The 16,401-nt window shown below is 40.7% G+C and carries 8 protein-coding genes; all 8 read right to left on the bottom strand.

Annotation, left to right across the window (positions count from 1 at the left end):
* Positions 1-45: 45 nt before the first annotated feature.
* Complete coding sequence (locus tag AC07UV_RS11620; RefSeq protein WP_495183858.1) at positions 46-3,054, bottom strand: glycoside hydrolase domain-containing protein; 3,009 nt, start codon at positions 3,052-3,054, stop codon at positions 46-48.
* 135 nt (positions 3,055-3,189) lie between these two features.
* On the bottom strand, positions 3,190-4,671 hold the full coding sequence (locus AC07UV_RS11625) for an aryl-sulfate sulfotransferase (protein WP_282253241.1): 1,482 nt from the start codon (positions 4,669-4,671) through the stop codon (positions 3,190-3,192).
* A gap of 30 nt (positions 4,672-4,701) precedes the next feature.
* On the bottom strand, positions 4,702-6,264 hold the full coding sequence (locus AC07UV_RS11630; protein ID WP_282253240.1) for a RagB/SusD family nutrient uptake outer membrane protein: 1,563 nt from the start codon (positions 6,262-6,264) through the stop codon (positions 4,702-4,704).
* A gap of 27 nt (positions 6,265-6,291) precedes the next feature.
* On the bottom strand, positions 6,292-9,390 hold the full coding sequence (locus AC07UV_RS11635) for a SusC/RagA family TonB-linked outer membrane protein (RefSeq protein ID WP_495183859.1): 3,099 nt from the start codon (positions 9,388-9,390) through the stop codon (positions 6,292-6,294).
* A gap of 4 nt (positions 9,391-9,394) precedes the next feature.
* Complete coding sequence (locus AC07UV_RS11640) at positions 9,395-10,429, bottom strand: FecR family protein (RefSeq protein ID WP_495183860.1); 1,035 nt, start codon at positions 10,427-10,429, stop codon at positions 9,395-9,397.
* A gap of 64 nt (positions 10,430-10,493) precedes the next feature.
* On the bottom strand, positions 10,494-11,021 hold the full coding sequence (locus tag AC07UV_RS11645; protein ID WP_282253237.1) for an RNA polymerase sigma factor: 528 nt from the start codon (positions 11,019-11,021) through the stop codon (positions 10,494-10,496).
* A 355-nt stretch (positions 11,022-11,376) separates the two neighbouring features.
* Positions 11,377-12,948 (bottom strand): RagB/SusD family nutrient uptake outer membrane protein, encoded by a 1,572-nt coding sequence (locus tag AC07UV_RS11650; RefSeq protein WP_282253236.1) that lies wholly within the window; start codon positions 12,946-12,948, stop codon positions 11,377-11,379.
* 42 nt (positions 12,949-12,990) lie between these two features.
* Complete coding sequence (locus AC07UV_RS11655; RefSeq protein WP_282253235.1) at positions 12,991-15,975, bottom strand: SusC/RagA family TonB-linked outer membrane protein; 2,985 nt, start codon at positions 15,973-15,975, stop codon at positions 12,991-12,993.
* Positions 15,976-16,401: the final 426 nt, after the last annotated feature.

The following is a 16,401-nucleotide window of genomic DNA, read 5'->3' on the forward strand; positions in this document are numbered from 1 at the left end:
CCATGGAACCTAAAATAGCTCCTCGCTATATCCAGACTACGGCTATTATTCTATTAAAAGAATGATTCCTTTATTCTTCGCAATAGAAATCTTATCTCCAAATTTATATGCTGTACCCGACTGAAAATCGGCTATTGTTGGAATCGACAATTTCGCCTTTTTCGGATCAATACCTAGTTTATCCCAATCAATAGCTAGTTGCACATCAACATCCGTATCGGCCCAGCTCGCTATAGCGACCATTGCTTTTCCAGATCTGCTATAGACTGTTGTCAATACCTTCTCGTTATCTGTCTTTACCGGAATGTTTGGTGACCAATAACCAATCATATTGCTTCCTTTGATGCCAAAATTATCCCAGGTTTTCCATAAATCCTTCGGTGTCAGCTTTTGGTAAGGCATCCGATTAGTCATACCATAGATCATTCCGCGCCAAGGATTACCGCCATCCTGAAGCATTTCGCCCATCAATCCAAAAGGGATCCCACTTACTTCTGTTAAGAAGAAATCAGGTTGGTTATTTTCGTAATCAAAATATTCTCCAAACCATAATCTATTGATATAAGGGAAATGCTCGAGATAGAGATTTGCACTGTTGTTAAAGCCATCGCTTTTATTATATTGATTCGCAGAGTGTAAATCAATCAGACCAGATTTCCCATTTTTGGTTAATACCCGCTTGATGCGCTTCATTGTTACGCGGTCAAAAGCAACATCATCCAGATAGATTCCATCAATACCAATATGATCTACCAGCCAGTTCATACCCTCCACATAATAGTTGTGCCATCTATTCATACCACTGTTGATAATGGCAGCATCTTTAAATTCGGGCACATACCAAGCGGCAAGGTAATTGTTTCCCATATGTTCCTGCAACCAAGAATAGCCACCACCCTTGCCCGGTGAAAATACCTCCGTGCCTAGGCTCCGCAAAGGATAGAGCTCGTACACTCTGTTGGAAACCTCGCGTACTGTATTGTAAATCTTCACTTTCAATCCTGCATGATGTGCCTGATCAATATATTGCTTCATCTCTTTGGTCGCGATAAATGGATAATTGATATAGGGATTGATCACATTAGCATGGTGGATATTAATGACATTGGATCCACTTGCCAGGACCGAATCCACTGGTTTATAAGCGTGATAATAGCGTTCATTCCATTGTGCTTCAGTATTTATCGGATGGAACGGTGTAATTAATAGGTTAAAATTATAATAAAGTACTGCTCCTTTTTTTAGCTGACGTTCACCACTATAACTATTGACCAAAACCGATTTGCCCTTGAGACCGATATCTATTCCACCTTTATTCTCATTACCCCAGGAGGTTGGTAGCACCAATGGTTTTTGAAGATAGAAGTTTGTGTTAAGTGGCCGTGAATAATGTTCATCGCGCAGTGAAAACTGAAGTCCTGCATTTACGGCGCCAATCCAGCCACCGTCTTGATTCTTATTTGCGACATCCCAATTCCACGAAAGCTGTTCCGGTCGCTTCCCCCCCTTCTGTCCTAGCCCCATAAAATAGTTTGCTTTGTCAGGCATGACCGGAATATGCATATTGATATCTTTTAAATTGATATCATTTAACGCTATTAGTTTAACCACATAATGCAAATAACCATCAAATTCTAGTTTCCCCTCCACTTCCATCGTCAGGTCGGCCGATTCATTTTTGGCTATCCAACGATATTCACCTTCATTTTTCTCTTTAAATTGAACGCCGGCAGCTTGGAGCTGTATTTCCTTTCCGTCTGAGGCACGATAAAAATGAAAATGTACTGGTTCATACAACAATGTATTTGGCTTTGTTGAGATCGATGTCATTTCGGGCGTAAAAAATGTACTGATCTGTTTGGGCAGACCAGTTGCGCTCAACTTAACTTCACGTCCCAAGAGCTGTAAGGTTGAATCAGCTGTCAAAGCAATTGGCGTATAGGGCGCAATGACAGTATTCTTTTGTGCCAGCGTTGAGTTCAGCCAGGGCAATCGTGTCATTTTCCAGGGCTGATCAACACTTGCCAGTCCACTGGCGTTGTCCGACACATGAAATACAAGCTTGACCTTCTTGGCTGTAGCATTATTTGCTTTTACCGTGGCTGTGCCGACATAAGTCCCCACCGGAATATTTTCCGGTACTTGCATGCCACACCAAAGGGCTTGTATCTTGTTCGCAGGTACATTCACTGTCAAATGCATCGCCTCTCCCGTATAAGCCGTGCCTTGCGTATTTAAACAGTTCAAGCTATTGGCAGCAATAATTGTCCCATCGCTAGACTTAAAATCCGAAAATGATACCTGAACTGTTTGAAGATCTCGCTTCGGCGACCACAATCCCAATTGAAAAGCATAGTATTCGCCTTTTTGCGCATTTACCTCCAGTTGATTCGGAACCTTAGTTTTCGTCATCCACAGTTGTGGGAGGTTATTTTCCATTTTGATGGGAGACTCCCGTCTTTCAGGAAAAACAAAATAATCTTCTTTTGTATTGCTGTTCAAGAAGCTTTTGATCTCCGCTTTAGTAGCCAGCACTTCCATGGGATCATTGCTATTATACTGATCTACGGCTTCAAACCGTTCAACAGTGATACCTTTGGAACTAATAGCGTCATTTTTTGCAGCTTGAACGGGTGCTGGCGTCGAATTTTTCAAGTAAATCGCATCCGGATAATTTCGGCTACGTCCACCCATTTTATAAGGTAAATAATAAACATAATATATTCCCTTGCCTGAAGTCGGACGAAAACGTAAGCCACCCGATTCTGCATTCATCCAGAGATAATTAATCGACGTTACCTGTTTATTACTTGCACTATCAACAATTATGACCTCTTGATTGGCCTCAACCCATCGGTTACGCCAAGGAATAACGGATTGAACCTCTTTTTGATCTGTGTTTATCTTGAGAACCGCACGGTGATTACCAAGTTGATCCGCATCCCATTTTTGCTTTTCAGGTGGATAAGCCAGCTGTCCATGGACAGCGTTTACGAATAATGATACGGCAAGGATTGTTGCCAGCTTACTATAGGCTGTTCTTTTCTTCATCATACAAGGTGTTAGGTGTACCCAAAAACCAGTACACGTAAATAGTTATTAATTGCCATTAAAGTCACCTTGAGCGAAAGTGCTTATACCGGATGTATACCACACTCAGCTCAAGATGATCTTATACTTTTTTATGCATTAGTTTTTTCGATATTTATTCCAAATTCCTTCGGAGACATACAGGGCACGATAAGGTATAAAATAGGCATTTAACTCCCAGAGTACTTTACCTTTTTTATCTGTTATGAGTACTGATCCTGTCTTTGAGCTTGTTTGCAGCAGATTGCCATTCTCCAATTCATAAGCACTTCCCATTCTCGCAGTAAATTGTTTTTTAGGAATAGGGGCTGCATAAGCTAATGTTGCCGTTTTGTTCTTTTGGTCAAGGTTGAAGGCGATAGCACGGGACTGTTTATTGGCCGTTGTACTATCACGAGGGGAGAAATCGCCATTATCAAAAAGAAGCAGTTCACCAGTTTTGGTGATATGCGGTGCATGCTGAAAATAGAACAAGTCTTTTTCCTTCAATTTAAAATCACCGTCCTTTCCTAGTTTCCAGAGGATATCGCCCGTTTTCGCATCAATTTTCCAAACCTGATTTTCAATTGGTGAAGAAGTGAGGTAATTGCTGTCCCTGTCAAAGGAAATAGTATTAAAGTGGAATCGGTCATGTTTTAGGCTATCCAATTTTTTATCGTTCTGAATATCCCATTTTTTCCAGGGGGACCATTTTTTCAACACATTGCCTTTGGTATCCATGGTCAATATAGCGTCTCCCCAGAGCGTATCTTTTGGATGACCGGGTCTATCATCTATTCTAAAGTCCCTGACGATACCAACGATATTATTTTGCTTATCCATCTGTACATCGTGATGCATGACGATCCCTTTTTTATCCAGATCGATTCGGGTAATTTCCTTCCCTGTCAGATCAATCTCCACCAATACAGTTCCGCCTACAAATCCGATCCTTCCGCTGCGCAGATAATAACTGGCATTGGTTGATTTCTTACTCGGTTGATTGGGCTTATTGAATTCATCCTTACTTGCAGGAGCCAGTAAGGCTAGAATTGTTCCTCTTGGTGTTAATGAAGCCAGGCGCACGCCCAATTTCTCATCTTGCCAATACCATCGGATCGTTCCTTTACCATCGACCATAGCCATATAGCCTGGATAACCGCGATAACATAATAATACCAGGCCATTCCCCAGCGCTTTTTCATCATGTGGATGGTCGCCTTTGATCCAGTCATGCACCATCCATGGCGATTGCGGTCTTGTCTTAAAAGACTGTTCACTGGATTTAACAGGGATCATCTGATCGATGACTACCCGAAATTTGTAGCTGCTATTAGGTTCCAGCGTCAGGAGATGAAAGTTATGATTCAATGACGATTTCGACACAACAGTTTGATGGACCTGCCCACCATCCTCTTTCCAATATTCGACATAAGCATCCGCAGCTTTGTTCAGACGTACATGAATATCCTCATCGAGGGGTAGGTTATTGGGTGATGTGAGTTCAATCGTTTCGATTTCTACCTGATTGCTGTAATAATAGTAACCGGCAGAGGCAGCCACTATGGCCGTTAATACGATAATTGCTTTGAAGAATTTCATCTGCACATATTTTTTTATTCCGTCTTATTATTATTTAGGCAATCGTGATGGATTTGCTGCAGTCATTTCCTGATGTAAACGGGCCTCTTCCAATGGATAAGGAAAATACCGCATTGCTTCAGTAACATTCTCCCTCAATCCGCGACCTTTAAGATAGGCATTACTCACTTTTTCATAACGTCCCAATCGGATCAAGTCTTGGCGTCTTTTATACTCGAATACCAGTTCAAAACCACGTTCATCCACCAATGCATCGATCATCTGTTCCTTACTTGTCGGTACTGGGAAGTTTGGATGATCACCGTAAGCTGGTGCACCAGCCCGTTTGCGAACTTCATTGATGTAAGGCAATGCCGCTGCGGGTCCGTTCAATGCATTTTCAATTTCCGCTTTACACAAAATCACATCCGCTAAACGAAATACTTGTATGGTCCGTCCATCAAGATAGGAGTTGTTAACCATTTCATAGGAATATTTTTTTGTAGCAACATTCTGAAGGAATTTAACGGTGTCACTAGGCGGTGTTGTTTGCCCCTTTGCTGGTAACATGTAAAAAAAACCATGTTTCGTATTTTTATCACGTGCCGCTTTACCCTCGTAATTGTAATAGAAGAATTTTTTCCGAGGATCGAGATCACTATACTTCCGCCAAAAATCCAATGATACACCGTAATATTGCCATCTATCCGGTACCTCTGGATTATCGGTTGGACCAAAGTGATTTGTAATCTCGCCTCCATTTAATGTAGGTTCATGTAGAACACCAAAGATCAAGCCCATATCCACCTTATTGTCATCAGACCATTCTTTCTTAAAGTCAGGGTTTAATTTATATATACCTTTGTTCCGCAGCGCCAGTACCTGATCAATATAAACCTTTGCCTTTTCATAGTTATGTGAACGCATATACATTTTGCCCATCAACGTAAGCGCGGCACCTTTTGTCGCGCGTCCAATTTCGGCAGTCCATTTTTCCGGAAGGTTATCCATTGCATATTGACAATCTTCTGCAATCTGCGCGTCTATTTTTTCAACGGGAGCCAAGGGCTCATTGTAGCTTTCTGTAGGGTTTTTAACCGTAGTAATTAGCGGCACAGGCCCCCAAGCATCTGTTAGATCCATATAGGATAATGCGCGCAGAAATCTCGCCTGTGCAATAATTTCCTTTTTACGTCCCTCAGAGATCGTTACATTTTCAATACGGTCAATCAGCATATTGGCATTACTGATAACCTGGTACATATTTTGGTAATTGAACTTAAAATACCGGTTATTGTCATCGTATGTAAAATTACTCATCCGTGTGGGATCTCCAGCTGCTGTAGAAAACCCTATGTCAGTTGCATAATCTGTAATCATTACCAGATATCCCGCATAATATAGATAAGCATCACCGGGATAAGGTGACAAACTTGTATATATACCTGTTAAGGCCGCATTAATATCGCTTTCTGTTGAATAGGCGTTTTTAGTTGTTAGATCGCTATATAACTTTGGTTCGAGTTTGGTGCAGCTTTGCAAACTTCCCGTAAGAATAGAGGCTAGCCCAGCTATCCCCAGCATATATTTTATATTCGTTTTAATCTTGTTCATGTCGTATAGAATTTTGGGTGTTACATATTAAAATGTGGCACTAACGCCAAAAGTAAATGAACGCATTGAAGGATAGGAATTGAAGTCCAATCCCACACCGGCATTAGCACTCTGATTATTTCCGGATCTATTCTTTACCAACGCATCATTTTCATAACCTTTGGTATCCACCTCTGGATCCCAACCGGAGTAATTACTGATTGTAAATAAGTTTTCCGCCATGCCGTACACACGGATGGATTGAATTGCTTTCGTTCTCAATGGAACAGTATAACCCAATGTCAAATTCCGTAAGCGTAAGAAAGATGCATTTTCAACAAAATGATCATTGATATACCCGCCATAACTCATATAATAAAATCCATTTCTTGGGATATCTGTATTGGTATTCGTCGGTGTCCAGCGATTTAATGCTTCAGTACCACGCTTCCATTCAAGGTTCATACGCGTCATATTCAACAGGTCATTCCCTACATTTCCATAGACAAACGCAGTTAGATCGAAATGTTTATATGTAAATGTATTGGTCATCCCAAAATTGAGTTTCGGATAACCCCGGCCAATAATGGTACGATCAGCCGAGTTTATGGTACCATCGCCATTGACATCAGCAAACTTTGGATCTCCTGGCTTTGAGTTCGGTTGCGGACCATATTTCTCTCCCTGTTGAATTACACCAAGATATTTGTAACCAAACAAGGAGCCTAACGATTCACCTACACGGATCACGGAATAAGCCTCCTCCGAGACATTGCCCATTGGTTTTGAAGAAGTCAATAGTTGATCGGGTTCACCACCGAGACTGGAAACTTTATTGCGGTTCATAGCTAAGTTCAATTTTGTTTCCCAGGTAAATTCACCCGTCATATTCTTGCTGGTTACCGAAAACTCCAATCCTTTATTATTGATCGTACCCAGATTGCGTTGTCCAGAACTATATCCAGTGTAGTATGGTAGTATACTTCTTATCAAGAGATCGTTTGTCTTCTTATAATAAGCATCCAAGGTAAATGCCAATCTATTTTTAAAGAATGAAAAATCAACACCCACATTATACTGCGTGGTAGATTCCCATTTTAGTTTATCGTTTTCGGGGTAAGTTGGATTTTGTTTTACACCACCAGCATTATTGACGCCATCAAAAGTATAGTGTCCATTATCCATTAAGCCATAAGAAGCATAATCAGCCACTCGATCATTTCCGGTCTGACCATAGCCCAATCTAAACTTTAAGTCAGAGAATAACTGTTGCCCTTTCATAAAGTCTTCATTATTGATTTTCCAGGCAAAGGCCGCCGAAGGAAAAGTTCCCCAACGGTGATTGGGACTGAAACGTGAAGAGCCGTCCCTACGCAAAGTAGCTGTTAACAAATATTTATCATCATAGGTATAGTTTACACGGCCGAAGAAGGAGATCACGAGATTCTCTGACTTAGCAGAGTTTACACCAGTAATACTTGAGGCCATCCCCAAATTATTGTATTCCAATAAATCTGTTGAGAACCCTTTCACGTTTATCCCTTTATTGTTGCGCACATATTTTTCGTACGAATAACCGCCCATCACGTTCAAGCTATGCTTTTCGTTAAATACTTTTGCATATGTTGCATAAAAATCAATTAGATTATGTGTTTCATTGAAATCGGCCTGACTAGCGACACCGTCATCAATTCCCCCTTGATAAGAATCTCTGGTCAGATAGCTGCCCAATTGATCGTGGGTAATCTCGGTACCGGCATTCATCCGTAATGTCAGTTCCTTGATCGGATTCACTTCCACAAAGATATTTCCGTTTAATTTGTCGCGTTGCACATCGTTGATTCGAGAAATTAAGTTGGCCAATGGATTATCACCTTGTCCACCTGGAGGCCTTCCAAAGCTACCATCAGCATTATACACTGGAACCGTTGGGTCATAAGTCAATATACTATACAGAACATTCGAATTCAGAATATTTCCATCATATACCTGCATGTTGGATTTCTCACGCTGGGCAGACAAAGTTGCACCAGCTCGAATAAAATCGTTAACTTTTTGATCTACATTGATACGTCCCGATACCCGGTTAAAATCCGTTGTCTTCAAAATCCCTTTTTGATCAAAATACCCCAGACTTGTCAATACTTTTGTTTTCTCACCACCTCCTGAAAACTGTAGATTATGATTCTGCAAAATGCTGTTGCGCATGGTCTCTTTGACCCAATCGGTATTCACATCAGACTCAAGCTGTGATTTAGTATACACTGCATTTTCTTGGTTTTCCTGACCTTCAATCTCCTTATAAAGCGCATTAGCGAGGTTCATGTATTGCTTGCCATCAAGAAATCTAAAGGGATTAATTGGATTTTGCGTCCCCACATAACCACTATAAGTAATATTATTTTGATCTGTCTTACCTCGTTTCGTCGTAATGATGATAACACCGTTTGCACCTCTGGATCCATAGATCGCTGTTGCTGACGCATCTTTGAGAATATCCATGGAGGCGATATCATCTGGGTTGATATTGATCCCATTATTTGTAGGGAAACCATCAATAACATACAATGGATCGTTACTTCCACTGATGGAATTGGTTCCTCGGATCCGGATAGATGTACTCCCTCCGGGAGCTTTCGAATTTTGTGTTACCACTACTCCCGAAGCTTTTCCTTGCAATGCTTGCCCTACATTACTCACGGCACCGCCTTTTGTTAGCTCATTGCTCGAAAGCGAAGCAATGGCCCCCGTCAGATCACTTTTTTTCTGCTTCCCATAACCAATCACCACCACGTCTTCCAACTGGTTGACTTGATCCTCCAGGATAATAGACAGGGTTGTCGCGCCCGAAACTGACACTTGTACATCTTTTTCTACATAAGTCTGATAACCTACATAGGAAAAGGTCAATTCATACCCTTTGGCATTGGGGACTTCCGCAAAACGAAAGCTCCCATCTGACGCACTAGAACTGCTCGTCGAAAAATTGCTTCCTGCATTTTTCAATACGATACTGACCCCAGCTAGACGCTGTCCGGCAGCATTCTTGACAATACCATTGATCGTTCCAGCCAGACATTGAAAGGACATCAGTGTCAGGAGCAGCAAAACAAAAAATGGTTTCTTGGTTAAGTTGAGTTTTACCATAATTCTATTTTTTAGGTTTGAGTATATATGTGTTCTGTTGTTTTTCCAACTTAAAAGGATTTACTTCAACAATCAATTGTAGAATGGACTCAGCCAATTGTGTTTTATCCTGTAAATTCATAGCCGCATTCCTTCGGAAACGTCCTTTTAAACGATAATTCCTGACCAGCAAAGAATCATACGATACAGGCATATCTAGTTCATGATTAATATATTGGATAATTTCGGACAGGGAAGTTTCCTCCATTTCCAACCAGTTTGTCGATTGATGAATCGTCATTGGGTAACTATATTCTTTTTCTTTCGCTGTACCTATAAGCCGTGGTAAGAAATTAACTACACGGTCAGCTCCTTTACTCGTGTTTCCGAAGTCGGAAAGAACCATTTGCGAAGCTGCTGAGAAGTGAATTTGCTGTCCAGGTTTCAGGATTTTTACATGCTCTGCACTTTGCATGATATGTGCCACCCGTACCTTCCCTTCCAGCAACTGAACAAGAACGTCTTTAGAGCGGCTTGTGTAGTTTACAATAAATTGTGTTCCGAGTGCAGTTGTTGTCAATTGGTCACTCTCCACAATAAAAGGCTTAGATGGATCCTTTGCTACTTCAAATTGAACTTTTCCCTCCAAGACCTTTACATATCTGAAATCAAGATTTGATTTTATTCTGACCTGCACCAATGCCCCCGGTGAAAGAATAAGATGAGATTCATCGTCCGTAATGATTTCTTTGGGCCGAGATAAGGGATTATAATAGGTCTTCCTGATGATGTCTTGTGCAATTTGAGCATGCTGTTCCTCAAACAGATTTGAGCAAAAAAACAGCAAGCCAAAGACGACAAAAACAGTAAATATCTTGGAGATATTGCCGTTCCTACGCTTAACATTTTTCTCCTGTGCAATATAGGACATCCAATCATCCTCCGAGATCAGATCATCCAATAATTTCGGGTTCTCATTAAGCCAAGAGAAGACAAGTTTAGCCTCTTCCGCTGAGCATTGATTTGCCAGGAATTTATTTAATAATTGCTTACGATTCATAACAGTTGCTACCCAGTTGTGAGCAGGTATTTAACTGTTATACGAATAAAGGTTACCTTATCCCCTAAAGCAATTTGAAAAATTTTTTAATGAATTTTAAACCGATGCTGATGTGGTTCTCTACGGTCTTAGGCGAAATGGATAATTTGACAGCAATTTCTTTGTAACTCAACTCTTCAAACTTATGTAGATAAAAGACCTGCTGCCTCATAAAGGGCATTTGCGCAATCAGCCCTTTGACATATTCCAACTCATCTTTGTAGGCGATCCGTCTTTCCATATCTTCATACTGGCTCAGCACAAAAGGTTTCTCAAAATCTACGTATTTTCGGTTTAAGGCCCGTCTGCGAAGTTCGTCGATCAACTTGGTACGCGCAATTTGAAAAAGCTGTGTACTGAATAGCACCCGCTGATCTGCCCCATTTTTACGTTCCCAAACGATCAGAAACGTTTGTTGAACAACATCTTCAGCGAGATCCGAACACTGCGTTTTGTGGTATAAAAAATAATATAATTTCCTATACCAATAACGATAGACTAGAAAAAATTCTTTTTCGTCAGTCGGTGCGCGCTGTAGGATGTCATTAATCATATTCTACATTTAGATGGTCGTATTTCCATACAATCTTTCCAATGAAATCTTGTAATGGAATAAGCTATTTGAAAGTTTCTAAGTTTTAACCGTCAAATAACCAATCCTCTTTGGCTAGTTATCCACAACTAAAGTGACTATTTTTTATCAAAAAAACAAGATAATATTTTCAGGTTCAATAGGTAATATCAGGGAATTTTGAGAGATATACAGCTCGCAGCCTCAGAAAATCGCTAATTTGCCCAAACAAAAAAATATTTAAACTACCACAGTAATCGCGATAGTTTAAATACCTTTAATAAAAAATTAGCAATCTACAGGCCTCCTCCTAGGGAGCAACTGTAGCTTTTGCATATTAATAACCTGGATTTTGTTTCAGGTTCGGGTTTACCGCAAGTTGTTGGCTAGGAATTGGATAAATCAAGGTTTTTGGATCTGGATCCGCCGCCTTTTCTTGCCATGCTAATAAGTATTTACCGAATCGGATCAGATCTTGTCTCCGCCAACCTTCCCAATACAATTCACGAGCACGCTCATCTAATAGGTTGTCGAGCGTCAAGGACGTGAAGTTCGTAACGCCACGATTGGTACGAATTTTATTGACTAAATCCAGAGCTTCTGAAGCAGAACCTGTCCCGCCTCTCAATACAGCCTCTGCTTGCATTAATAGCACATCAGAGTAACGAAACACAACCCAATCGTTATTCCGTTGTCCAGTCACCGCATAGTCAAATGCATACTTCATTGGGCGGATACCTGCGGTTTCCAATGTAGCCCCGGAAGTCCTGATTGTTACTTCACGTGTGAATGATAACGGTGCTGTCGAAGGGTTCCGAGCCATTAGTGGCTTATTGGTACTCCAATTATATTGCTGTCCGGCAAAAAAGCCTACATTCTGACGTTGGAATTTCTTGGTTCTATTTGAGGTAGTATCTGCTGGATAGTCATAGTAAATACCTCTACGCTCATCTGCCGCCCCAAATTTATCATAGTAATCCGAGAGTGTACACCAGCCATTCCATCCCCCTGGATTCAGATTATAATGGGCAACTGTATTCCAGGTGCGATCCACGTTACCGCCTCGTTCTCCATTTTTATTGAATAAAGTATAGATATTCTCGGTTGATTTTTCGTCATTATCCGGGGCAAAATTATCAAAATACTTTCCTTTTGCAGATACAGTATACGCTCCACTTGCGGTGATTTCTTTTGCTAAAGTAACCACTTTATTCATGTCCTCTGCCGCAAAAGTTGGTGTTTGCCTAGTTAAAAATGCGCCCTTATTCAAGTAGATTTTCATCAATAATGTTCTTGCGGCATTCCTATTCGCTACATAAGCTGCCCTCGGCCCATTTGCGGGCAAACTATTTAAGATCTCGTTGAGTTCTTTTACCATAAAATCAATGGCTGCCTGCGGCTGTAATACATCTGGCGCTATTTTAAAATCTTCTAATGAGGGGCCCTGTCGTAAAGGCACTACTCCATAGAGATCCAAGAGATCAAACATGGCCAAAGCGCGGATAAATCTTGCTTCTGCGGCCTGCTGTGCATTTGGATTGCTACGTACGACAACACCGGCGTTGTAAACTGCAGTACCTAAACTGACAAAGGTATTATTCATATAACCATTATCTGCATTCCAGGTATGAAGATGAATTGCCCGGTGCATTCCGTTATCATCCCAATCGCCACCACGCGTAGGGGCCATCGCCGCATCCGTTGATATTTCCTGCATCACCCAACGCTGCTCCTGCTGATAAGGCGTATTCAAAGAATTATAAGCAGTCACTAAGAGCGCCCCCGGATCTATAGCCGATGTCCCCTCCTCCAGTTCGCCTCTAAATTCTTCCTTCAGTTTTGTACAAGAGAACGTACTTGTAACAACTGAACCGATTATTCCGATATATAATAAAGTTCTTAATTTCATCTGTCTTATATTTTTGTTATCCAATGACATTTAACAATATACTTATAGTGAGAAGTTCACCCCCAATAGAATATTTCTGGCTGGAGGATAAGGCAAATACTCAATACCCAATGATGGGATACCATTACTGGAACCGTCGGTGTTAACCTCCGGATCGAAGCCTGTATATTTAGTTATGATAAAGAGGTTTTGTCCGGTGAGGGAAACATTTAAATTTTTAAGTGTTTTCCCTACATTGCCCACCTTATAGCTCAATGTCAAATTAGCCATTTTTAAATAATCTCCTTTTTCCAGATAACGTGTTGAAGCTGACGCTGAATTCGATGTGGATTCTTTAACAGATGTATCAAAGAAAGCTGAGCCAATATTACGGGAAGACAAATTACTGATGCCTAAAGTTGTCGCGGCAGTGTTATTGAATAGGTAATGCCCAAGTGCACCATTCATATTGGCCGCCAAAGAAAATTGCTTATAGCTAACATTGGTCGAAATACCTAGCAAAGTAGTAGGATTAGGACTATTCATGTAGAATTTGTTACTTGCGGGATCATTCGTTGTATTGATGCTTCCGTCATGACCACGATACATACTTGTCCCTGTCTGCGGATCAATACCTTGATAATCGGCCAAATACCATACATTTAATGGTTGACCATTGACCATGCGCTGTCCCAATACACCTGAGAAACCTTGTCCTCTCAATGCACCAGTTTCATAATAACCAACCAAACCGCTCACACTATTTTTTAGGAATGTAGCATTACCGGTCAAATCCCAAGTCCAGTTATCATTTTTCACAATTGTACCAGTCAATGCAATCTCTACCCCTTTATTGACAATTTCACCATCCAAATTTACCCAGATACGCCCAGCAGGGCCATCCTGTGCTAATGTCTGTTCAAATAAAGCATCCGTAGTTTTCTTATTGAAATAGTCTATTGAACCGTACAAACGTCCTTTTAATACAGAGAAATCAATACCAGCATTGAGTGTTGTGGAGGTTTCCCATTTTAGGTCTCTATTTTGAAAGTTGGCTCTACCTACACTTTGATTGCCGAACGTAAATCTATTCAAGGAGGCACCTGAAGGAAATTCTTGATTCCCTGTTTTTCCCCATCCTATTCTAACTTTCAACTGATCAAAAATTCCGCTGGATTTCAAAAACTCTTCCTGCGCCACATTCCAAGCGATCGCAAGGGATGGGAACATTGCATATTTGTTGTTAGCACCAAATTTAGTTGACCCATCTCTTCGCGCTGTCGCTGTAAATAAATAGCGATCCAAATAATTAAATCCACCACGTAAGAAAAATGACTGCAATTGATTTGTCGGACTTCTGTAAGAAGCTATTTCTCGGGTTGAAACTGTCGAGTATTGCAAATAATCAAAGTAATCTAATCCCATATACTTAAATCCGCCACCGAATGAAATGTTGTTGTTGTAGTTATAATCCAAATACTCATAACCAGCAACAGCGTTTACACTCCAGTCGTCGTTGATTTGTTTGTTGTAAGAAAGCATATGTGTCATCTGCAAATTTGTCTCGCCATTATTAGAGATAAATGCTTGCTCATTATTCACTGCCGATGGATCAATTAGTCCGGCTCTATACATACCTTCACGGTTACCGGTTTGTCGCATGGCACTATAGATAAATCGGTATTCTAAATCATCCGTAATTTTATAGTAAGGTGCCAAATTGACCACCATGGTGTTTGTCGTTGCAACGTCCTTGAACGCTTCAATACTGGTCAATGGATTACGCGTGGTTGAACTAACAAAGGTTAAATTGCCTTTATCATCGCGCAATGGTCTTGTTGGATTCCATTGTAGCGCCTGGGAGATTACATTTCCTTCTGACCCCACGGTTGCATTGATTGGCGCATATTTGTTATCCATTTGAGTTAAAAACACAGCGAAGTCAAGTCCTAATCTTTTGTTTTCCAAAAAACGAAAGTTACCGCTAAAATTTGCTGTATATTTCTTCAATTGGGATCCACGGATAATACCATTTTGGTTTAAATATCCACCAGATAAGCGATATTTCCCGTGCTCAGTACCCCCGGCTACATCTGCATAGTAATTTTGAGTAATTGCTTTTCTTGTAATTGCTTTAAAAGCATCTTCATTACCGCCAAAGTCAGAATTTGCTACTTCAGAAGGCGTATAATAATTCAATGCTTCCCTAAATCGCGACGCATTTAGCACATCTGGATATTCACGCATCGTAGATACCCCCGCTGATGCACCGACAGAAATTTCCGGCGGTCCGACTTTTCCTTTTTTCGTTGTGATGATAACAACTCCATTTGCTCCACGTGACCCATAGATTGCTGTAGCGGAAGCATCTTTCAAGATATCCATGCTTGCAATATCACCTGGATTCAGATAGGTCAATGGGTTCCCTCTATCCGAGGAAAATCCCCCTCTGCCCTCGGGTAATGGTGAATTACCTGACATTGGCACTCCATCAAGTACAAATAGCGGATTATTGCTCGCCCGGATCGACGAGTTACCACGGATACGTACTGTGGTTGATCCACCAGGCTGCCCCGTGTTGTTAATAACCATTACACCAGGAGTTTTTCCCTGGATCAATTGATCAGGGCTCGTCATTATACCTTTATTAAAATTCTTGGCACCAATTGTTACCATAGATCCCGTCAGATCTCTTTTGCGAGCAGTACCATAACCAATGACAACCACTTCATCCAACCCCTGATTGGAGCCCGGTTCAAGTGCAATGGTCATATCGTTGCCTGCAATTGGCACTTCCTTGGTTGCGTAGCCAATATAAGATACCTCAAGTGATTTCGCATCATTACTGATATTTATTGAAAATCCACCGTCAGCATCGGTGGTTGTTGCTGTAGTACTCCCTTTTACTTTAATGGTAGCACCAGTCAAGGGACTTTGGGTTTCATCCACGACCTTTCCTTTCAGCACCCTGGTCTGGGCTACCGCAATAAAGGTTGTAAGCAGTAATGCTGGCATCATTACACATTGCGCAAGTAGTTTGTTTTTCATACGCTTCTAAATTGGTGGTTTAATTGATTATATTATCTTGAACTTTGTCCTGTTCAAATAATGTTAAGTGATTTCAAAATCTATCGCAATCAAAAATAGTCGTGCTTCATTAGGCACCCGTCAAATAGCGACAACTGACCTTCTTAAAACAACATACTTCGAGAGAAACCAAATTAGAAACAATGCAAAAAGTTAAGACATTGAAATATAGCATCGTCAACGCTAAACATTGAGAAGAAACTCGCTGAAAAATAAGATTACAGGTTTTCACTGTCATAATTTTAGGGCAAGACATACGTTTATATTTGGTTATTATCGTTCCATAAAAATGAGAAAATCTTTATTGCAACCCCAATCATAGCGTCTCAATTTTATATCACAGTGTATCAGCAAAACTCTTTTTTTTCTTTTTTATTGACTATTTTT

This window comes from Sphingobacterium sp. GW821-FHT03E03 (assembly GCF_059420745.1).